This window comes from Streptosporangium album, assembly GCF_014203795.1.
GTDB lineage: Bacteria > Actinomycetota > Actinomycetes > Streptosporangiales > Streptosporangiaceae > Streptosporangium > Streptosporangium album.
Window position 1 is genome coordinate 1,734,535 of the sequence record NZ_JACHJU010000001.1, and the last position, 19,425, is coordinate 1,753,959.

Below are 19,425 nucleotides of genomic sequence, written 5' to 3' on the forward strand. Positions count from 1 at the left end.
CGCCCGAAACCACCGATCGCGGCGGGGCGATCTGTAGGAAACCCACAACTGTGCGCGATCGCCCCCTCCACGGGAGCCCAGCCGGAGCCGGAAGCCCTTCTCAGAGCCGGTAAGCCGGAGTCAGCCTGTCGATGACGCGGGTCATGGCCCCGACGACCGCCTGGTCATATTCCTCACCGGCGGAGAGGCAGAGCCGTTCGAGAGCGGCCCCCGCGCGGTCCCGGTCGGTAGAGCCGCCGATCAGGTCGTCGTAGGCGTTGGTCACCTTGATGATCCGGCTGGCCAGCGGCGGTGTCTCGGCACAGGAGTCGCACTGACGGCGGACGATCTCAGCCACCCGGTCCAGCACACCGGTCTGCCGGATGACCTCCGCGCCGAGCTCGGCGATACGGCGGGCCTGCTCGGGGTCGGTGAGCACCGTGGCACCGCCGGGGATCGGGTCGCGCAGCGAAAGCTGGCCGATGTCATGCATGAGCGCGGCGTACTCCAGCTCCAGCAGCTCGGGCTCGGCCAGGCCGAGCTCCCGCCCGACCGCGACCGCCAGACGGCTCACCCGGCGCGAGTGCCCCGGCTCGACGTAGCCGCCGACCTCCGTGACCCGGGACAGCGCCCGGACCGTCTGCAGGTAGGTCGCCCGGATCCCGGCGTACTTCCGGAACGCGACCTGGGTGACCAGCAGCGGCGCGGCGAAGACCAGCAGCGCCGCCATGCCCATGCTGTGCGAGGCGAGCGCGAGCAGGATGCCCGAGGCGGCGACGGCGGCCCAGAGCGGCGCCGCCATCCGCACCTCGTCGTGGATCGCCACGCCGAAGGCGGCGCGCACCTGCTCGGCCCGGAGCACGGCGGCCAGCACCACGTCCACCAGCGCCATGACCAGGATCAGCGCGGCCATCACACCGAGCGCGGGCCACCAGCTCCCCTCGGCCCCCTTCGTCAGGCCGGACAGCGGCCCCGCCAGCGGCCGGTAGGCCAGGGCCAGCAGCGCCCCGGTCAGCAGCCTGCGCGCCATCGCGTCCAGCCGGGGCGGGCGGCCCACCGCCAGGTGCGGCAGCGCACCGGCGGCCATGCCCACCGTCAACACCGCGACGACCTGGAACGCCGAATGCCGCACCGGCACGTCGCCCATGTCCAGCAGCAGGGTGTAGCCCAGCGCGGCGGCCGCGCCGATCGGCGCCACCTCCCGGTTGCCCGGCATCGTGAGCCTGGCCAGCTCCCCCGCCGCGATCAGCGCGCCGAAGCCGATGGCGATCTCCGGGTCGAGCAGTCCGACCGCGACGGTGTGGGCCACCCCCGCCACCGCCAGCAGCCCTGTCGCGCAGATCAGCAGGAGCTGTCCCGAGTCGAGCCGCTGGAACGCCCGCGTCGTGGCGACAGGACCGCTCACCGCTCCCTACCCATGGCCGTGCCCGCCTTCTCGCTCGCTCCGCCCGTCCGGCGGCTCACCGCTCCGACACCACCTGGATGGGCATGGTCGGGTCGTCGTGGTCCTTGGTGGCGGTCTCCGCCACGTCGGCCGGAGGGGTGACGACCTTGCGCGGGGGCTCCCATCCGTCGCGGTCGACGGCCTTGATGAACGCCATGACCATCACCGGGTCGAACTGGGTGCCGGCGCCCTTGCGGAGCTCGGCCATGGCCACCCCCACCGGGCGGGCGCCCCGGTAGGAACGGTCGGAGGTCATCGAGTCGAAGGCGTCGGCCACCGCGATGATCCGGGCGAACTCCGGCACCTCGTCCCCCGCCAGCCCCATCGGATAACCCTTGCCGTCCTGCCGCTCGTGATGATGCATGATCCCGGCGAACGCCTCGTCCAGGAAGTCGATGCCGCGCACGATCTCCAGCCCGCGCATCGGATGGAGCTGGATGGCGGCGAACTCCTCCTCGGTGAGCGGACCGTCCTTCTGCAACACCTTGGTCGGCACCCCCAGCTTGCCCACATCGTGCAACATCCCCGCGTAACGGATCGCCCGCAGCCGCTCGGGCCCCATGCCGATCTCCTGGGCGATCATGCCAGAGGCCATGGAGACGCGGGTGCAGTGGCCACGCGTGTAGTAGTCCTTGGTCTCCACAGCCTGGCAGAGCGCGGCGATGGTGGCGTCGTAGGAGCGCTGCTGGGCGAGATACTGACCGAAGGCCCAGCGGGCCACGAACAGCGGGAGCAGCACGAGCACCGCGGAGATCGAACTGACCGTCGCCCACAGCCCGGCGATCAGCAGCCCGAAGGTGGCGTAGCCCAGGTAGGAGACCATGAACTGGGCCAGCCCGCGCAACGGCACCTGATCGGCCTGACCGGTGAGCACGAGCACGATCGCGATCAGAAGGAAGTTGAGCGGGACGAAGAGCGCCGCCGCGCCCGCGAACGGCACGATCAGGTCGTCGAACCCGGCGATGGTCGGCAGACCGACCCTTCCCCCCAGCCATTCGTAGGCCTGCCCGGCGGCGTACCCGCAGATGGCGAACTGGGCGCCGTTGAACAGCCGCTTCACCGGCGGCAGGCCGGGTCGCACGCTGAAGACGGCCGTCATGCCGACCAGCGCCGCCCCCTCGGGGCCGACGAGCACCACCGCCGCGAGCACGGCTGAGAAGCTGACCGACACAGCGGCCTGCTTGACGTTGAGCAGAGTCGGCACCGACTCGCACACCAGGAACAGCAAGGCCAGTACGAGCAGGTTCGACCCGTCAAGCTGCCCAAGACGACCACTCACCACCACGCTGTGCCCGAGCAACGCGAACGCGGCCCCGATCACAGCGACAAGGTAGACCTTTGCAAACCACGGCAGTCCACGCAAAGCGGCCACCTTTGGGTCCTACGGGCGCGTGCTCAGGTCCAGGAGATCCCAGGACGTGCCGGGTTGACCGTTTCCATCAACATGCGCTGCCTCCATGTCCTCTTCGCGACTCAGGCTACAGAAACGAGGCCGCCCCCGAGGTAAGGACCGCGAATCGCAAGCAAAGCGTAACCAACCCATCACCACACGCCATCGCGGACCTGACGGTCAGCGGGCCGCCATCCGCGTCCTGGCCCAGTCGACGGTGGCCTTCAGCCCGGTGGCCAGATCCGTCTGGGGACGCCAGCCCAGTCCTTCGAACGCGGGGGCCGGGTCGACCGCCATCGCCGGGAGGTCCCCCGGACGCACCTCGGCGCCGTCCGGCTCGTCGGCCGCGCCGGCGGCCTCCGCCACCAGGGTGTGGAGCCCGCGGTCGGTGGTCTCCACCCCGGTCCCCAGGTTGAACCTGCGACCGCCGCCGGCGTCTCCGCAGGCGAGGGCGAAGCCGTCCACCACGTCGTCGACGAAGATGTAGTCGCGGGTCTGGGCGCCGTCGCCGTAGAGCACCGTGGGGGCGCCGTTGAGCAGGGCGTCGGTGAAGATGGCCACCACCCCCGCCTCGCCGTCGGGTGACTGGCGCGGGCCGTAGACGTTGGAGAGCACCAGCGTGGTGTAGTCGATGCCGTGGAGCGCCTTGAAGGCGGCCAGGTAGGTCTCCGCGCTGAGCTTGGAGGCCGCGTACGGCGAGCGCGGGTCGGCCGCCGCGTCACCGGGGACCGGGATGACCGCAGGCCTGCCGTACACGGCGACCGAGGAGGCGAAGACCACCTTGCGGGTGCCGCCGCTGTGGGCGGCGGTGAGGACGGAGGCGGTACCCTCGACGTTGAGCCGGGCGTCGTGGACGGGGTCGGCCACGCTTTTGCGCACGCTGATCTGCGCGGCGAGGTGACAGATGACCTCGGGCTTCCACTCGGCGACCAGGCCGATCAGCGCGGGCTCCCGGATGTCCATCTCGTGCAGCCTGAACCGCGGGCTCCGTGCCGCCGCGACGAGATTGTCGCGGTCTCCGCCGGACAGGTCGTCCACGGCCATGACCTCGTGACCGTCCGCCAGCAGCCGGTCGACCAGGTTGGATCCGATGAATCCCGCTCCACCGGTGACGAGTATGCGCATGCTGCCCCCCAGCTCGTATGGCCATGACCGTACGAGAGATCTTAGGAGGTCAGCCGGTCAGCTCGGAGCGGACCTGCTCGATCCGGCGGAGCACTTTGGCTCGCAGGTCGTCCGAGGCCCGGTCGCAGCCGCAGTGCTTGGCGACGAGCTGCTTGACGACCTGCTCCAGGCCGTACTCCTCCAGACATGGTCCGCACTCGTCCAGGTGCTCACGGATGTCGACGCAGTTGCTCGCGTCCAGCTCACCGTCAAGGTAGGTGTAAACCTTGTCCAAAACCTCGCGGCAGTCGGTGGAGTGAGGCTTTCCGCAGCTCATGCGGTCACCCCGTCTCGGGTCGCCGGGCCGGCCTGCCCGCGGTTGCCGTCGGCTCGCTCGCTCACTTCGCACCCTCCGCGGGAACCAGGCCACGCTCGCGGGCGTAGTCCTCAAGCTGCGTCCGCAACTGGCGGCGGCCACGGTGAAGCCGCGACATCACGGTCCCGATGGGGGTGCCCATGATGTCGGCGATCTCCTTGTACGGGAAACCCTCGACGTCAGCGAGGTAGACGGCGATGCGGAACTCCTCGGGGAGTGCGGCCAACGCCTGCTTCACGTCACTGTCGGGGAGGTGCTCAAGCGCCTCGATCTCCGCGGACTTCAGTCCGGCCGAGGTGTGCGACTCGGCCCTGGCGAGCTGCCAGTCCTCGATCTCCTCGGCACCCGACTGCTTGGGCTCCCGCTGCTTCTTGCGGTAGCTGTTGATGAAGGTGTTGGTCAGGATGCGGTACAGCCAGGCCTTGAGGTTCGTGCCCTCCTGGAACTGGTGGAAGGACGCGAAGGCCTTGGCGAAGGTCTCCTGAAGGAGGTCTTCCGCATCCGCGGGGTTCCGGGTCATCCGGAGCGCGGCGGAGTAAAGCTGGTCGAGATAGGGCATCACATCCCGCTCGAACCGCGTGCTCCGCTGCTCCAGAGTCTCCTCGTCTGTCGCAGGGACCGGACCCACCCCCTTAAGATCGCCGAAGCCCTGCTGTCGCGGGACTCCGTACTGAGCGGAGGATACCCGCTCATCAGGGAAGGTCCGATCACCGGGGCGGGTGATGGGTTCGATCAACGCGAGCATTGGCTTGCCAACCTCCGGAAAGGATCGTGCGTTGTCCGCTTGCAACACGCCCGGCCGACCGTCTGTTCCCACAAGATAGAAGGTGACGAAGGACCCGGTACGGGGAAAAACATACGTACCGGCAGGTAGCTGTAGACCACCGGATACCCCGATGCCAGGAGCCGCTTGTGCTGCCCATCCCGGCCGAAGAGCTGAACGGCGCAGGAACGCTCGGGCCGTACTGGACCTTTTACCGCGCGGTCGCGGCCGAGCAGCTGAGCCGATGGCTGCCGGAGAGCCCTTCCACCCTCCTCGACCTGTCCGGCGGCAGGGGCAGCTGGTCGGCCCAGGCCGCCGCAGCCGGGCACCGGGTGCTGGAGGTCGTCGACTTCCGCCGCACCGTGGAGGGACAGCCGCCGCTGCACGACGCCTCGAAGGTCTGTCAGGTCCGTGCCGACGATCTGCGTTTCCTCCCCGACCGCAGCGTGGACGCCGTGCTCGCCGAGGAACGCGCCATGTCGGTGGAGCTCATGGCCGAGTCCGCGATCGGCGACGTCGCCCGGGTGCTCCGTCCGGGCGGGCGGGCGCTGGTCTGCGTCGACTCCCTGGTGCTGGGAATGGCGATCCTCGCCGAGCAGAACTACTGGGCCCATCTGCGTCAGACCGGCGAGGTCATGCTCGTGCCCTGGCCGGACGGGAGCATCACCCGGTGTTACAGCAGCGGCCAGCTCCGCGACCTGCTCACCGAGGCCGGCCTGGAGGTCGAGTGGATACGGCCCCGCACGGTGCTGTCCCCCTCCACGGTCGACCACGTGCTGGCCTCCGACTCGCGCGCGCTCACCTGGCTGGTCAACACCGAGCTGGAGGCCCACCCGGACGACGACGACACCGTGGGCATCCACCTGGTCGCGAGCGCCCGCCGCCGGTGAGGCCGGCGGCGAGCCGTGGCGTCAGTGCCTGCGCTCGCGCTTCGACTGGCACTGCAGGCAGCGGGCGGCCTCGGGACGCGCTTCGAGCCTGTCCTCCGGCACGGAGCCGCCGCAGTCGGCGCAGAGGCCGTAGCGCCCGTCGTCCAGCCGCCTGAGCGCATCGAGCACGGAGCGGCGGTGCCGGGCGGCCGCCTCCAGCATGGCCCGGTTGCGATCCGCGTCCGTCAGGACCGATCCGGCGTCCGCCGGGGATCGGTCGTGCACGGCCGACGGATCTCCTCGCAGGACGCCGATGGACCGGTCGAGCTCGGCCAGCATGTTCTCCAGGCGCACACGCGCGGTCGTGAAGTTCACGGATCCGCACCTCCGCATGATGAGGGCGGCCTGTGAGGGGGTCCCCGGTTCTCCCGCCAGGCGCGAAGGGGATGAGTCTGTGAGGCGATCCCCATGCAGGGGTATCGCCTTTCTCAGCGGATGCCCATTTGGCGCTGGTTTTACACCGGTTACGGAGCTTTTCGGTTACGGAGCGCTCTCAGAAGAGGGCCCGTCCGTCACCTTCCTCCTCCTTCAAGGGCTCGACGAGCTCCGGGCCGTTGTTGCGCACCGAGTTCACCGCGGTGGAGACCGGATACGCCTTCAGCCCGGTGGCACCGGCGGGAATGAGGAAGTCGTGCGCGTCGGGCACCCCGGGGTCGAGCCACTCCGCCCAGCGGTCCCTCTCGATCAGCATCGGCATCCGGTCGTGGATCTTCCCGGCCTCGTCCAGGGCGGAGGTGGTGATGACCGCGCAGGTCACCAGCCACGCGAGCGGATCGTCGTCGGCCCGGCCGCGGTCGCGCCAGAATTCGTACAGCCCGGCCATGGCCATGACCCCGCCGTCGGCCGGCTGGATGAAGTAGGGCTGTTTCTTCGGCTTCTTGGCCGTCCCGGCCCCCTCCGACACGGCCCATTCGAAGTAGCCGTCCGCGGGCAGCAGGCACCTGCGCCCGGCGAACGCCTTACGGTAGGACGGCTTCTCGGCCACCGTCTCCACCCGCGCGTTGATCATTTTTGAGCCGATGGACGGATCCTTCGCCCAGGCGGGGACCAGGCCCCACCGGAGGATCTGGAGCTGCCGGACCGCCCGGCCTTCCGGATTGTTCTTCGGCACCCGGCTCATCACCGCGTAGACCGGTTTGGTGGGGGCGACGTTGTAGTCGGGCCCGAGCTCCTCCTCGGCGGCCCCGTCGACCTCGACCTCGAACTCCTCAAGCAACTCCTGCTTGTTCCGAGCAGACGCGTATCTCCCGCACATATCACCACCCTGCCATGTGTCCGGGGGCGCCGGGGCGCCACCCCGGTAGGCTTTTGCCCATGTCCGCTCCGCTGTGGCCCGCACCGACCGTGACCGAACCCGTCCGTGCGTCCGTTCACCTGCCCGGCTCGAAGTCCGTGACCAACCGCGCGCTGCTCCTCGCCGCGCTGGCCGACGGCCCGGGCGCCGTACGGCGGGCGCTGCGCAGCCGGGACGCCGACCTGATGGTGGAGGCGCTGCGGGCACTCGGCGCCACGATGACCCCCTCCAACGAGAGCGCCTCCGGCGTCGACTGGGCGATCACACCCGGCCCGGTCGCCGGCGGGGCGCGGATCGACGTGGGACTCGCGGGCACGGTGATGCGGTTCGTGCCGCCGATGGCGGCGCTGAGCGACGGCACGGTGTTCTTCGACGGCGACCCGCACGCGCGCAAGCGTCCGATGGGCACGATCCTGGGCGCGCTGCGCGACCTCGGCGCCGAGGTCGCGGGCGACGCGCTGCCGTTCACCGTCCGCGGCCCGCTGACCGGCGGGGAGGTCACGCTCGACGCGTCCGGGTCCTCCCAGTTCCTCTCCGGCCTGCTGCTGACCGCGGCCCGGTTCGAGAAGGGGCTGACGGTGCGGCACGTCGGCCCGCCGATCCCGTCGCAGCCGCACATCCGGATGACCGTCCAGATGCTGCGCGCGTTCGGCGTCCGGGTCGACGACACGGAGCCCGACGTCTGGCGGGTCGAGCCCGGCCCGATCAGCGCCGGGGACTTCACCGTGGAGCCCGACCTGTCCAACGCGGCGCCGTTCCTCTGCGCCGCGATGGTCGCCGGCGGCACGGTCACCATCCCCGGCTGGCCGGCGGAGACGACACAGCCGGGAGACCAGCTCCGGCACCTGCTGGCGGGCATGGGCGCCTCCGTCGAGAGCACGCCCGCCGGGCTGGCGCTCACCGGAACGGGACGCATCACCGGCATCGAGGCGGACCTGCGCGACGTCGCCGAGCTGACCCCGACGATCGCCGCCCTCGCCGCCCTGGCCGACTCCCCCAGCCGGATCGGCGGCGTCGCCCACATCCGCGGGCACGAGACCGACCGGCTGGCCGCGCTGGTCGCCGAGATCAACGGCCTCGGCGGCGACGCCAACGAGACCGAGGACGGCCTGGAGATCCGGCCGCGCCCGCTCACCGGCGGGGTGTTCCACACCTACGACGACCACCGGATGGCCACCGCCGGCGCGGTGATCGGCCTCGCCGTTCCCGGGGTCGAGGTGGAGAACATCGCCACCACGGGTAAGACTCTTCCCGAGTTCGCCTCCATGTGGGCGGACATGCTGGATGGCGCGCGGTGACGGGTTATCGGCCGGCGCACCTCGCGGACGCCCGATAGTGGCAGACGACCGTTCGGACAAGGGCAGATCGAGGCGGAGAAGCTGAGAAAGCGCGAATACGACGAGGACGACGTCAGGGTCAGGCCGGGGAAGGGTTCCCGGCCCCGGACCCGTATCCGTCCTGCGCACGAGAACGCGGTCCAGGGGTTCGTGGTGGCGGTCGACCGCGGCCGTTACACATGCCTGGTGGAGTCGACGGGCGAGAAGGGCCGCCGCCGTAAGAAGGACCAGCTGGAGGGTGCCGCGATGAGCGGCCGGGTCGTGGTGGCCATGAAGGCCCGCGAGCTCGGCCGCAAGGGGATCGTGGTGGGCGACCGGGTGGCCCTGGTGGGTGACGTGTCCGGCGCGTCCGACACGCTGGCCCGCGTCGTGCGTGTGGAACCCCGCACCTCGATGCTCCGCCGTTCCGCGGATGACACCGACAACACCGACGGCATCGAACGGCCCGTGGTCGCCAACGCCGACCAGCTCGTGATCGTGACGGCCCTGGCCGATCCGCCGCCCCGCCCCCGCATGATCGACCGGATGCTGGTGGCCGCCTTCGACGCCGACATCGAGCCGATGCTCTGCCTCACCAAGTCCGACCTCGCCTCACCCGAGGAACTGGTCTCCCTCTACCGGCCCCTCGGCGTGCCGTACGTCGTGCTCCAGAAGGGCGGCATCCTGGAGGAGGTCAGGGAGCGTCTGAGCGGCCGGATCAGCGTGCTGGTCGGTCACTCGGGCGTGGGCAAGTCCACCCTGGTCAACGCCCTGGTCCCGGACGCCAACCGGGCCGTCTCCCATGTCAACGCGGTGACCGGGCGGGGCCGTCACACCTCCACCTCGGCGGTGGCGCTGGAGCTCCCCGAGGGGGGCTGGATCATCGACACCCCGGGCGTGCGCAGTTTCGGCCTGGCCCACGTCTCGGTGGAGACCGTCCTGGCCGGCTTCCCCGACCTGATCGAGGGCACGGTCGGCTGCCCCAAGGGCTGCAGTCATCTCAGCGAGGAGTGCGCCCTGGACGCCTGGGTGGCGGCCGGCCACGCCGACCCCGTCAGGCTCGTCTCCCTGCGCCGCCTGCTCGCCAGCCGTGACGGCGCCCCCGAAGACAGCCGCGAGGGCGCTTCCGACGGCTGAGGCCGCGGGGCGGTCGGGCGGCGTTCACGCCGAGGCCGCCCCGGCCTCCGATCCAGGGCCGGGCAGCACGTCGACGTCGCCCGCGTGCATCGGCCGGTCGCACACCGAGCAGTGCAGCTCGACATGGCTGATCTCGCCGCAGGCATGGTGCCGGTAGAGCACCGGCGGGCCGGCCTCGCCCGCCGTCCAGCGGTCGCCCCAGCGCACCATCACCAGCAGCAGGTCGCACAGCTCCAGGCCCTTGGCGGTGAGCGTGTACTCGTGGCGCGGCGGCCGGCTCGAATACTCCCGTCGCTCCAGCACACCGTTCTCGACCAGCCACTTGAGCCGCTCGGTCAGCACTTTGCGCGAGATGCCCAGTCCCTGCTGGAGCTGTTCGAAGCGGGTGACGCCGACGTAGACGTTCCGCAGGATCAGTGGCGACCACGGCTCGCCGATGACATCCAGCGTGCGGGCGATCGAGCAGGCCATATCGCCGAACCGGGTTCGCTGCATGAGTCCAGCTTAGGGGAAAGGGTTCCTTGAGGAAACTGTCCCCTGTTACCGTCTCCCCAGTGAGTTTCTTAAGGGAACTATCGGGAGGGAGCACGCCATGAACCGCCCCCAGGTCGTCTCGGCGCAGGAGTGGCAGATCGCACGGGACGCGCTGCTGGTGAAGGAGAAGGAACACACCCGCGCGCTGGACGCGCTGGCCGCCGAGCGGCGCAGGTTGCCGATGGTCCGGCTGGACAAGGACTACCGGTTCACCGCACCGGACCGCACACCGGCCGGGCTCGCGGACCTGTTCCAGGGCCGCCGCCAGCTGGTCGTCTACCACTTCATGCTCGAACCGGGCCAGGACTGGCTCTGCGGCGGCTGCGCCTCGTTCACCGACAACATCGGCGACCAGTCGCATCTCAACGCCCGGGACACCACGCTGATCCTCATGGCCCGCGCGCCGCAGGAGGAGATCGACCAGGTCCGGCAGCGGATGGGCTGGACCGTGCCCTGGTACTCCTCCCACGGCAGCGACTTCAACGACGACCTCGGCCTGAGCGGCTTCGGACTGAGCGTGCTGCTGCGCGACGGCGACGAGTTCTTCCGCACCTACTTCACCGCCGGCCGCGGGGTGGACCGGCTCCGGCTGGACTTCAGCCTGCTGGACCTGACCCCGTACGGCCGGCAGGAGGAGTGGGAGGACTCACCGGAGGGCTGGCCGCAGGATCCGACGATGAGCTGGATCAAGGTGCGCGACCAGTACGGAACCTGATCGCGCCTCCACGGCGAGGCGGCGCGAGGTCCGGCCGGCACGCCCGGCGCCCTACCGGCGGTTGGGGCGCAGGGTCCAGGCGACGGTCATCTCGGATACCAGCGTGCCGTCGACGGTCCTGATGTCGACGGCGACCTCGAACTCGGGGCGCTCCCCGGCGTCCAGCTTGGCCACGACCTCCTCGCGGGAGCCCCGCAGACGGGCCTCGGCGACGACCTCGCCCATCGCGAGCTTCATGTAGCGGATCGCCGCGTTGGCGGCCAGCGGGGTCGCCCGGGACAGCTGGTCGCCGAAGGCGGACAGCATCGCGGCACCGGAGGCGGACTCGGCGAGGCTGAACAGGGCTCCCGCGTGCGGACCGCCCACATGGTTGTGCAGGTCGGCGCGGTCGGGCATGCGGGCCACCGCGAATCCCGGCTCCACCTTGTCGAAGGAGATGTCCAGCGTCCGCGCGAAGGGAACGCTCTGCAGCATGAAGGCACCCACGTCAAAGGTCATGCCCCGAATGCTACTCGCCGGTAACCCAATGTTTGCAGGGGATTTGCGCCCTATCCGATCGGCTGATGTGACGCGACACAATTCCCCGGCTTGTTCCCTGCTCTCCTGTAACCCACCTCTGAGGCGATAGCGTTACCTCCCGTGACGGGTTACAACGACGACCTGCGTCTCGCGCACATCATGGCCGACGCCGCCGACGATCTGACCATGCGCCGATTCAAGGCCGCAGACCTCCGGGTCGACACCAAACCGGACCTCACGCCGGTGAGCGACGCCGACCGGACGGTCGAGGAGGCGATCCGGGGCACCCTCAGCCGGGCCCGCCCCCGTGACGCGGTGATCGGGGAGGAGTTCGGCAAGACCGGCTACGGCGCGCGCTCGTGGGTGATCGACCCGATCGACGGCACCAAGAACTACGTGCGCGGCGTCCCCGTCTGGGCCACGCTCATCGCGCTGATGGACCAGGGCCGGGTCGTCGTCGGCCTGGTCTCGGCCCCGGCGCTCGGCCGCCGCTGGTGGGCCGCCCGCGGCACCGGCGCCTGGACCGGCAAGAGCCTGACCAAGGCCACCCGGTGCCAGGTCTCCTCCGTCAGCCGGCTGGAGGACGCCTCGTTCTCCTACTCCAGCTTCGGCGGGTGGGAGGAGGCCGGGAAGCTTGACGAGTTCCTCGACCTGAACCGGTCGGTCTGGCGCAGCCGCGCCTACGGCGACTTCTGGTCGCACATGATGGTCGCCGAGGGTTCGGTCGACCTGTCGGCCGAACCCGAACTCTCCCCCTGGGACATCGCGGCGTTGACCGTGATCGTCGAGGAGGCGGGCGGGATCTGGACCGACCTGTCCGGAGTGCCCGACCTCGACGGGGGCAGCCTGGTGTGCACCAACGGCTCCCTGCACGGCGAGGTCCTCAAGCGCCTCGGCGGCGGCCCCCTCACCCTTCCGGTGTAGAGCCTCCGCTCCCCGCCCCGTACGGACTCCCCGGCGGTGCGATCCGAAAAAGCTGATCAGTGTCGCACGGCCACCGGCGCGTGCTCGACGCGTTGCCGAGTCAGCCACTGGCCGGGAGTCATCCCCACCTCGTCACGGAATCGCCGGGAGAACGTACGGACACTCATCCGCGCGTGACCGGCCAGCTCGGACAGCGAGAGCGGCCGGTGGAGCTGCCCAAGCGCCCATGAGCAGGTCGCGGACGTACGAGGCCGTACAGATCGACATATCGGCAATCTGGCCACGTGTAGGACATCGGCCGAGGCGCATCCGGCGTCCAGAGCGCACGGGCTCGGCGCCCGGGGCAGGGTTCACGATCGTCGAACCCGGCCGCACCGGTCAGCTCATCACCGGGCCTCTCCTCGAGGGGCGGGTCCACCCACCCTCTGTCCTGCCCTCCCGAAGGAAGGAAGGAGTCCGGACCTAACGGGAGTTCCAAGTCTTGCCCAAGCGGACGCCACGATCGCGACCGAAGGCATTCATTTTCCGTTCACCTTCTCACCGATTTTGAGTCATCTCGTCTCCCTAATGTCGGGAACGTTGAAGGACTTAGTGGGAGGAACCCAACCGTGAAGTATGCAGGCCGGCTCGCCGCGGTCACCCTCGTCGGCGCGCTCTCGCTCGCTGCGTGCGGCACCGATAACAACAGCGCCACCACCGACGCCTCCTCGGCCTCGGCCGCGGCGCCTTCGGCCGGGTCGGACGCCGGCGTCAGCGGCACGATCAACGCCGCGGGCTCCTCGGCGCAGGCGAACGCCATCGACGAGTGGAAGAAGGGCTTCCAGCAGGCCAACTCAGGTGTGAGCGTCAATTACCAGCCCAGCGGTTCCGGTGCGGGTGTCCAGGCGTTCATCCAGGGCACGGTCGCCTTCGCGGGGTCCGACTCTGCGCTCAAGGACGACAAGGGCGAGCCCGCTCAGGCGGACGCCCGCTGCAAGACCGGCAAGGCCATCAACATCCCGATGGTGACCGGCCCCGTGGCCGTCGTCTACAACCTCCCCGGCGTCGAGGGGCTGCAGCTCTCCCCCAAGACCATCGGCGGCATCTTCGACAGCAAGATCACCAAGTGGGACGACGCGGCCATCAAGGCTGACAACCCCGACGCCAAGCTCCCCTCGACCCCGATCCAGGCGTTCCACCGCTCGGACGAGTCGGGCACCAGCGACAACTTCACCAAGTTCCTGTCCAAGACCGCCGACTGGGCGTACGAGCCCGCCAAGGCGTGGCCGGCCGAGGCCAAGGGGCAGGGCGCCAAGGGCTCGGACGGCATCGCGCAGTCCGTCAAGAGCATCCCCGGCGCGATCAGCTACGTCGAGCTCTCCTACGCCGAGAACTCCAGCCTGACCAAGGCCAAGGTCGCCAACGGCTCCGGCGAGTTCGTGGAGCTGACCCCGGAGAGCGCGGCCAAGACGGTCGAGGCCGCCGAGGTCGCAGGCCAGGGCAACGACCTCAAGCTGAACATCGACTACGCCACCAAGGCCGCCGGCGCCTACCCCATCGTCCTGGTGACCTACGAGATCACCTGCGAGAAGGGCCTGGCCCCCGCGGACGCCAAGCTGGTGAAGTCCTTCCTCACCTACACCGCCAGCGACGAGGGCCAGCAGGCGCTGACCGGTCTGGGCTACGCCCCGCTGCCGGCGACGGTGCTCGCCAAGGTCCGGACCGCCGTCGAAGCGATCTCCTGAATTCATGGTGACCCCAGTTCGTACCCGTGACGGCGGATCGGCTCTCAGCCGGTCCGCCTCTCGGCGCAGCCGAGGTGAAGTCCCCTTCCGCTACGCCTCCACAGCCGCTGGGATCTTCCTTCTGGCGATCATGGCGGCTATCGCCGTCTTCCTGGTCGTCGAAGCCATTCCGGCCCTGCAGGCCAACAAGGGGAGCTTCTTCACCACCCTCACGTGGGAGCCGAACGGCAGCCAGGCCTTCGGCATCGGGGCACTGGCATTCGGCACCGTGATCAGTGCACTCCTCGCGCTGATCATGGCAGTGCCGGTGGCCGTCGGCGTGGCGCTCTTCATCTCCCACTACGCGCCCCGGCGCCTGGCCGGAGTCCTGGGGTACGTCGTCGACCTGCTGGCCGCCGTCCCCAGCGTCGTCTACGGCCTCTGGGGCGTCGTCTTCCTCGTCCCGTTCATGCAGGGGCCTTCGGAGTTCCTCAACGAATACCTGGGCTTCATCCCCCTCTTCGGTGGGGACATCGTCACGGGCCGCTCGATGCTGACAGCCTCGATCGTGCTCGCGGTCATGATCCTGCCGATCGTCGCGGCGATCTCCCGCGAGGTGTTCCTCCAGGTGCCCAGGGCGCATGAGGAGGCGGCACTTGCCCTCGGCGCGACCCGCTGGGAAGTCATCAAGACGGCGGTCCTGCCGTTCGGCCGTCCCGGCGTCATCAGCGCGTCCATGCTCGGTCTCGGCCGGGCCATGGGAGAGACCATCGCCGTCGCGCTCATCTTCCCCGCGACGTTCGGCATCAGCTTCCAGATCCTCACCCCCCAGGGCAACAGCATCGCCGCCAACATCGCCAACGGATTCGGCGAGGCGACTCCCGTCGGGCGCGGCGCGCTGATCGCGTCGGGTCTCGTCCTGTTCATCATCACCTTGCTTGTGAACATGGGCGCCCGCCTCATCGTCGCCCGCCGCAAGGAGTTCTCCGGAGCCGCCGCATGACCGCGATCCAACGCATCTCGGCCGGCAGGCGGTTCAAGGACCGGCTCGTCCAGTCGCTCGTCTACCTGTCGTTCGCCATCGCCGTGGTGCCGCTGGTCGCGGTCCTCTGGATGGTGATCAAGAACGGTCTCGCGCGACTCGACCTGGAGTTCCTGACACACTCCATGCGCAACGTCGGCGCCAGGGACGCGGGCGGCGGCGCCTACCACGCCATCCTCGGCACCCTGGAACAGGTCCTGCTGGCCTCGCTCATCTCGATCCCCGTCGGCCTGCTCACCGCGATCTACCTCGTCGAGTACGGCCAGGGCAGCCGGCTGGGCAAGGCCATCAGCTTCTTCGTGGACGTCATGACCGGCATCCCCTCGGTCGTCGCCGGCCTGTTCGTCCTCGCCTTCTGGATCCTGGCGCTGGGCATGCCGTTCTCCGGCTTCGCCGGGGCCCTGGCCCTGTCGATCCTGATGATGCCGACGGTGGTCCGCTCCGCCGAGGAGATGCTCCGCCTGGTCCCCAACGACCTGAGGGAGGCCTCCTACGCGCTGGGCGTCCCGAAGTGGCGAACGATCACCAGGATCGTCCTGCCGACCTCCTTCACCGGTATCGCGACCGGCATCATGCTCGCCATCGCGCGTGTCGCCGGGGAGACCGCCCCGCTCCTGCTCACGGTCTTCTTCACCGACTCCATCAACAGCGACCCCTTCAACGGGCCGCAGATGGGGTTGCCGCTGTACGTCTTCGACCAGGCGGCCCGTCCGACCGGCACCGCCGTCGACCGCGCGTGGGCCGGCGCGCTCACGCTCATTCTGATCGTCATGCTGCTCAACCTGGCGGCCCGCCTCATCGGCTGGTGGCGCTCGCCTGCCAGGAACCGATAGGAGGAATGTCGAAATGAGCCAGCAGATCCAGGTCTCCGGCCTCGACGCGTACTACGGAAAACACAAGGCGATCGAGGACATCTCGATGACGATCGAGCCACAGTCGATCACCGCCTTCATCGGCCCCTCCGGATGCGGCAAGTCGACCTTCCTGCGGACCCTGAACCGCATGCACGAGGTCATCCCCGGCGCACGCGTGGAGGGAAAGGTCCTGCTCGATGGGGAGGACCTCTACGCCCCCGACGTCGAGCCGGTGTCGGTGCGCCGGATGATCGGCATGGTCTTCCAGCGCCCCAACCCGTTCCCCACGATGTCGATCTACGAGAACGTGGCGGCCGGCCTCCGCCTCAACGGCAGGCACTCCAAGTCCACGGTCGACGGCATCGTCGAGGAGTCGTTGAAGGGCTCCAACCTCTGGAACGAGGTCAAGGACCGCCTCAACAAGCCCGGCGCCGGCCTCTCCGGTGGTCAGCAGCAGCGCCTGTGCATCGCCCGGGCCATCGCGGTCAAGCCCGAGGTCCTCCTGATGGACGAGCCGTGCTCCGCCCTGGACCCGATCTCCACGCTGGCCATCGAAGACCTCATGGCCGAATTGAAAAACCGATTCACGATCATCATCGTGACGCACAACATGCAGCAGGCCGCGCGGGTGAGCGACCGCACCGCCTTCTTCAACCTGGCGGGGCAGGGCCAGCCGGGGCGCGTCATCGAGATGGACGACACCTCACGCATCTTCACCAACCCCAGCCAGCAGGCGACCGAGGACTACATCACCGGTCGTTTCGGATAAACCGATCGCATTGGAGGACCTGGGTGATCCAGCCGCTGTCAGCACCCGAGGTGAACGGGGACACCCGGACGGCGCCCCTGCTGCTGGTGGCCGATCCAGAATCGCCCCTGGTCCAGGGGCTGGCCGACGCCCTCGAACGCGAGGGGGTCATGGTCATGGGCGTCACCGACGGCGCCCAGGCCCTGTTGCAGGCCGGAGCGCTCCGGCCTGACGTCGTGCTCGTCAGCGCCTCGCTGCCGGTCATCGGCGCCGTCGAGTTCATCCGCGCCGTACGGCTCACACGGGCGGTCCCCGTCCTGCTCGGCGTGGGTGAGGACCACGCCGAGCAGGCCGTCCAGGCACTCGCCGCCGGGGCCACCGCATGTGTGGCCCGGCCGTACCGGGTGCCCGAACTCCTGCCGCTGGTACACGCCGCCTTCTCCGGCGAGACCGGAATCCACCGGACACTCGTGGTCGGCAAGGTCGAACTCGACCTGAACGCCTACCAGGTGAAGGTCGCGGGTCACACCGTCCACCTGCCGCTGCGCGAGTTCGAGCTGCTGCACTACCTGATGCGCAACGCCCACCGCACGGTCACCCGCGAGCAGATCATGCGGCATGTCTGGAACTCCACCGACACCACCTCCACCAACACGATCGCCGTGCACGTCAAGCGCCTGCGCGCCCGCCTCGGCGACAACGACGACCAACTGATCCAGACCGTACGCGGGGTGGGTTACCGGCTGGTCGACAAGTCGCCCTGATCCTCGCCGGCCACGCGTCCCGGCCTGCCCCGAGGGGCCGCAGGGCTCGCCCGGCCGGTCCCTTGTCTAGCGGGCGTCAGCGGTCAGCCGGGCGATGCTCTCATCGTCACAGGTCGCCCAGAACTCCCCGACCACGTCTTCCAGGTGCTCCAGCGATTCCGCCCTGAACAAGACATCCTGGTATTTCGTGATGTCGTAGTGGGTCGTTCCCATGGCGGTGAGGTCCAGTGGCCGGATGTCCATGTTCCGGAACTCCTCGACCTCCCCGTAGGAGGACAGAATGCCCGCGCCGTACGCCCGCAGCTCCTGCTGGTCGGTCATCACCCCGAACTCCAGCGTGAACCAGAAGACCTTCGAGACGAACTCCAGCGCACGGTCGCTCTCGACCCGCCGTGCCGCGCCTCCCGCCAGCCGGTAGAGCGCCGCGTACCGGTCGGAGGCCAGCGCGTTGGCGTGTCCGATCACCTCGTGGACCACGTCCGGTTCGGGCGTGTAGAGCGGCGTGGAGTGGTGACGGATGTACTGCGTGGAGTGGAAGAAGCCGTCCGCCAGCACACCGTAGAAGTCCCGGAGAGGCACCAGGCCCGCCGCCGGAAGATACTGGAACCCGGTCAGCGGCCGCAGCAGCTCACCGACCTCCTGAAGCTGGGGGATCCGGTCGTCCGGTAGCCCCAGCCGCTCAGTGGCGTCCAGATATTCCGCGGTCGCGTACTTACCGTGCTTGATCGCCAGTTCCCTGCTGATCAGCGCCCAGACCTCGTGTTCCTGGTCGGTGTACTCAGCTGTGGGGATCGGCGTGCCGGGCACGTGTCCCACCGCGAGCGTGGCGATGGCGTTGCGTCGACGCCGGTAGACCGGATCGGCGAAGCCGGGATGGCTCGTGGCCAACTCGACCTCCACCGTGCCGTCGTCATGGGTCGCCACTGGTGCGAAGTACTGTGCTTCCTCGAACATGTATGAAATGACAGCAATTCGTGGAATCGTTGACAAGAGCGAGCAGTTTGACTACGCGATCCGCGCATATCTGCACCGTCAGAGCTGCCAAAGACTGGTCATATCGCCTAATCTGATGAGATGCCCATCGACGACCTCGACAGCCGCCTCCTCGTGACCATGCGAGCTCACCCCCGCATCGGCCTCACCGAGCTCGCCCGGCTGCTCGGCGTGGCCCGCGGCACCGTGCAGGCACGCGTGGAGAAGCTCACCGCCCGCGGCGTCATCGCCGACTTCGGTCCCACGGTCACCCCCGAGGGCATCGGCTACCCGATCCTGGCTTTTGTGTCCCTGCAGATCGCTCAGGGCCGCCTGGCCGAAGCCGTACAGGCACTGCAGGCACTACCGGAGATCCTGGAGGTGTACGGCACCAGCGGCCAGGCCGATCTGCTCTGCCGTGTGGTCGCCCGCAGCACCCCGGATCTCCAGGAGATCATCGCCCGCATCCTGACCTCACCCGCGGTCCAGCGCACCGACACCACGGTCGCCCTGTCCGTCCAGGTCCCCTTCCGGATCGAACCTCTGCTGGGCGCTGCTCCAGACATCTGATCGACGTTGTTCTCGATCAGATGTCTGGAGCCGGCAGAAGGAAAGGTCCCGGGAAACAGAAAAGGCCACCCCGAAGGATGGCCTTTCCCAAAAGATTGTCCGGCGGCGACCTACTCTCCCACACCGTCCCCGGTGCAGTACCATCGGCGCTGAAGAGCTTAACTTCCGGGTTCGGAATGTAACCGGGTGTTTCCCCTTCGCCATAACCGCCGTAACACTATGAAACTATCAAACACACAACGGTGCCTGCTGTTTCAGAATTGCATAGTGGACGCGGGCAACAACCCTGGCTTCGCGCTGCTCCGGACCCGGCGAAGGGACAGAGCGCTGCAGAAACCAAGCTTATGC

General features: G+C 69.1%; 22 protein-coding genes and 1 rRNA gene. 11 read left to right on the top strand and 12 right to left on the bottom strand.

Features of this window, described 5'->3' with window-relative positions:
* Positions 1 to 100: 100 nt before the first annotated feature.
* The 5 genes from FHR32_RS08080 to FHR32_RS08100 form a co-directional block, all read right to left on the bottom strand.
* Entirely contained in the window at positions 101 to 1,384 is a 1,284-nt protein-coding gene (locus FHR32_RS08080; RefSeq protein ID WP_184753725.1) for an HD-GYP domain-containing protein, read from the bottom strand.
* A gap of 55 nt (positions 1,385 to 1,439) precedes the next feature.
* Positions 1,440 to 2,786 (bottom strand): HD-GYP domain-containing protein, encoded by a 1,347-nt coding sequence (locus FHR32_RS08085; protein ID WP_184753726.1) that lies wholly within the window; start codon positions 2,784 to 2,786, stop codon positions 1,440 to 1,442.
* Positions 2,787 to 2,993: 207 nt separating this feature from the next.
* Entirely contained in the window at positions 2,994 to 3,938 is a 945-nt protein-coding gene (locus tag FHR32_RS08090) for an NAD-dependent epimerase/dehydratase family protein (RefSeq protein WP_184753727.1), read from the bottom strand.
* Positions 3,939 to 3,987: 49 nt separating this feature from the next.
* The gene (gene rsrA, locus FHR32_RS08095) at positions 3,988 to 4,254 is read right to left on the bottom strand and encodes a mycothiol system anti-sigma-R factor (protein WP_184753728.1); all 267 of its coding nucleotides are present in this window, start codon (positions 4,252 to 4,254) and stop codon (positions 3,988 to 3,990) included.
* Between the two features lie 61 nt (positions 4,255 to 4,315).
* Positions 4,316 to 4,852 (bottom strand): sigma-70 family RNA polymerase sigma factor, encoded by a 537-nt coding sequence (locus FHR32_RS08100; protein WP_231509598.1) that lies wholly within the window; start codon positions 4,850 to 4,852, stop codon positions 4,316 to 4,318.
* 353 nt (positions 4,853 to 5,205) lie between these two features.
* Between FHR32_RS08100 and FHR32_RS08105 the strand changes: the two genes are divergently transcribed.
* On the top strand, positions 5,206 to 5,946 hold the full coding sequence (locus FHR32_RS08105) for a class I SAM-dependent methyltransferase (protein ID WP_184753729.1): 741 nt from the start codon (positions 5,206 to 5,208) through the stop codon (positions 5,944 to 5,946).
* A 21-nt stretch (positions 5,947 to 5,967) separates the two neighbouring features.
* Here the strand turns inward: FHR32_RS08105 and FHR32_RS08110 are convergent, their stop codons facing one another.
* Both FHR32_RS08110 and FHR32_RS08115 read right to left on the bottom strand, forming a co-directional pair.
* Positions 5,968 to 6,300: a TraR/DksA family transcriptional regulator gene (locus FHR32_RS08110; RefSeq protein ID WP_184753730.1), complete on the bottom strand. Its 333-nt coding sequence runs from the start codon at positions 6,298 to 6,300 to the stop codon at positions 5,968 to 5,970.
* 178 nt (positions 6,301 to 6,478) lie between these two features.
* On the bottom strand, positions 6,479 to 7,240 hold the full coding sequence (locus FHR32_RS08115; RefSeq protein WP_184753731.1) for an SOS response-associated peptidase: 762 nt from the start codon (positions 7,238 to 7,240) through the stop codon (positions 6,479 to 6,481).
* Positions 7,241 to 7,299: 59 nt separating this feature from the next.
* On the opposite strand from FHR32_RS08115, the gene aroA reads away from it, so the two are divergent.
* Entirely contained in the window at positions 7,300 to 8,577 is a 1,278-nt protein-coding gene (gene aroA / locus FHR32_RS08120; RefSeq protein ID WP_184753732.1) for a 3-phosphoshikimate 1-carboxyvinyltransferase, read from the top strand.
* An 81-nt stretch (positions 8,578 to 8,658) separates the two neighbouring features.
* Positions 8,659 to 9,732, top strand: coding sequence for a ribosome small subunit-dependent GTPase A (gene rsgA, locus FHR32_RS08125; RefSeq protein WP_184756418.1), 1,074 nt, complete (start codon positions 8,659 to 8,661; stop codon positions 9,730 to 9,732).
* Between the two features lie 24 nt (positions 9,733 to 9,756).
* Here the strand turns inward: rsgA and FHR32_RS08130 are convergent, their stop codons facing one another.
* Entirely contained in the window at positions 9,757 to 10,227 is a 471-nt protein-coding gene (locus FHR32_RS08130; RefSeq protein WP_184753733.1) for a winged helix-turn-helix transcriptional regulator, read from the bottom strand.
* A gap of 97 nt (positions 10,228 to 10,324) precedes the next feature.
* Between FHR32_RS08130 and FHR32_RS08135 the strand changes: the two genes are divergently transcribed.
* Complete coding sequence (locus FHR32_RS08135) at positions 10,325 to 10,981, top strand: DUF899 domain-containing protein (RefSeq protein WP_184753734.1); 657 nt, start codon at positions 10,325 to 10,327, stop codon at positions 10,979 to 10,981.
* A 51-nt stretch (positions 10,982 to 11,032) separates the two neighbouring features.
* Here FHR32_RS08135 and FHR32_RS08140 read toward each other — a convergent pair whose 3' ends face one another.
* A complete protein-coding gene (locus tag FHR32_RS08140) occupies positions 11,033 to 11,479 on the bottom strand; it encodes a DUF4442 domain-containing protein (RefSeq protein WP_184753735.1) in 447 nt (148 codons plus the stop codon).
* Positions 11,480 to 11,620: 141 nt separating this feature from the next.
* Here FHR32_RS08140 and hisN point away from each other — a divergent pair, with 141 nt between their 5' ends.
* On the top strand, positions 11,621 to 12,424 hold the full coding sequence (gene hisN / locus FHR32_RS08145) for a histidinol-phosphatase (RefSeq protein WP_184753736.1): 804 nt from the start codon (positions 11,621 to 11,623) through the stop codon (positions 12,422 to 12,424).
* A gap of 56 nt (positions 12,425 to 12,480) precedes the next feature.
* On the opposite strand, the gene FHR32_RS44145 is transcribed toward hisN, so the two are convergent.
* Positions 12,481 to 12,708, bottom strand: coding sequence for an AraC family transcriptional regulator (locus FHR32_RS44145; RefSeq protein ID WP_376773286.1), 228 nt, complete (start codon positions 12,706 to 12,708; stop codon positions 12,481 to 12,483).
* A 324-nt stretch (positions 12,709 to 13,032) separates the two neighbouring features.
* Between FHR32_RS44145 and pstS the strand changes: the two genes are divergently transcribed.
* The 5 genes from pstS to FHR32_RS08175 are packed head-to-tail and all read left to right on the top strand — an operon-like array spanning position 13,033 to position 17,535.
* On the top strand, positions 13,033 to 14,148 hold the full coding sequence (pstS, locus tag FHR32_RS08155) for a phosphate ABC transporter substrate-binding protein PstS (RefSeq protein ID WP_184753737.1): 1,116 nt from the start codon (positions 13,033 to 13,035) through the stop codon (positions 14,146 to 14,148).
* Between the two features lie 4 nt (positions 14,149 to 14,152).
* Complete coding sequence (pstC, locus tag FHR32_RS08160; protein ID WP_184753738.1) at positions 14,153 to 15,130, top strand: phosphate ABC transporter permease subunit PstC; 978 nt, start codon at positions 14,153 to 14,155, stop codon at positions 15,128 to 15,130.
* A complete protein-coding gene (gene pstA, locus FHR32_RS08165; RefSeq protein WP_184753739.1) occupies positions 15,127 to 16,002 on the top strand; it encodes a phosphate ABC transporter permease PstA in 876 nt (291 codons plus the stop codon). The genes pstC and pstA overlap by 4 nt, the downstream gene beginning before the upstream one ends.
* 13 nt (positions 16,003 to 16,015) lie before the next feature.
* A complete protein-coding gene (gene pstB / locus FHR32_RS08170; protein WP_184753740.1) occupies positions 16,016 to 16,792 on the top strand; it encodes a phosphate ABC transporter ATP-binding protein PstB in 777 nt (258 codons plus the stop codon).
* A gap of 23 nt (positions 16,793 to 16,815) precedes the next feature.
* The gene (locus tag FHR32_RS08175; RefSeq protein WP_184753741.1) at positions 16,816 to 17,535 is read left to right on the top strand and encodes a response regulator transcription factor; all 720 of its coding nucleotides are present in this window, start codon (positions 16,816 to 16,818) and stop codon (positions 17,533 to 17,535) included.
* Between the two features lie 66 nt (positions 17,536 to 17,601).
* On the opposite strand, the gene FHR32_RS08180 is transcribed toward FHR32_RS08175, so the two are convergent.
* Positions 17,602 to 18,489 carry a phenylalanine 4-monooxygenase gene (locus FHR32_RS08180; protein ID WP_184753742.1) on the bottom strand — a complete coding sequence of 296 codons (888 nt, stop codon included), beginning with the start codon at positions 18,487 to 18,489 and terminating at the stop codon, positions 17,602 to 17,604.
* A 120-nt stretch (positions 18,490 to 18,609) separates the two neighbouring features.
* Here FHR32_RS08180 and FHR32_RS08185 point away from each other — a divergent pair, with 120 nt between their 5' ends.
* Positions 18,610 to 19,077, top strand: coding sequence for an Lrp/AsnC family transcriptional regulator (locus FHR32_RS08185; RefSeq protein WP_184753743.1), 468 nt, complete (start codon positions 18,610 to 18,612; stop codon positions 19,075 to 19,077).
* 97 nt (positions 19,078 to 19,174) lie between these two features.
* Here FHR32_RS08185 and rrf read toward each other — a convergent pair.
* Positions 19,175 to 19,291 (bottom strand): 5S ribosomal RNA (gene rrf, locus FHR32_RS08190).
* Between the last annotated feature and the right edge of the window lie 134 nt (positions 19,292 to 19,425).